The organism is Psychrobacter sp. 1U2 (genome assembly GCF_051847575.1).
The window spans coordinates 1-515 of record NZ_JBPYDC010001829.1 but is presented as its reverse complement, the minus strand read 5'-3'; the positions used below and the strand labels follow the sequence as shown (position 1 = coordinate 515).

Sequence of the window (515 nt, the reverse complement as noted above, 5' to 3'; positions counted from 1 at the left end):
CATGAACGGTAAATCAGTTGAAGTCTTAAATACCGATGCTGAAGGCCGTTTAGTACTGGCAGATACCTTGTGCTACGTACAACGTTATCAGCCAAAAGCCATCATTGATGTCGCGACATTGACTGGTGCCTGTGTGGTCGCATTAGGTCATGTACGTTCAGCGGTCTTTAGTAATGATGAAGATGTGTTATTCGAATTAGAGAACGCCAGTAATCAGACAGGTGATCTTATCTGGCATATGCCAATGGATGATGCTTATCAAGCACAGCTTGACTCGCCTATCGCTGATATGCAAAATATCGGTGGCAAAGGTGCAGGCGCTGTGACCGCTGCTTGTTTCTTGTCACGCTTTGTGAAAGAAGGTCAAGCATGGGCGCATTTAGATATTGCTGGCACCGCGTGGAGCTCAGGTAAAGATAAAGCAGCAACGGGTCGCCCTGTGCCATTATTTATGCAATACTTGAAAAATAGCGCAAATATGGCCTAATTCATTGACGAAAACCCATTTATGAAAA

The 515-nt window shown here is 44.7% G+C and carries 1 pseudogene; it reads left to right on the top strand.

The features are described 5' to 3' along the window. Nucleotides 1-487, top strand: a pseudogene (locus ACS8FD_RS24640) (leucyl aminopeptidase); the annotation flags it as partial. Nucleotides 488-515: the final 28 nt, after the last annotated feature.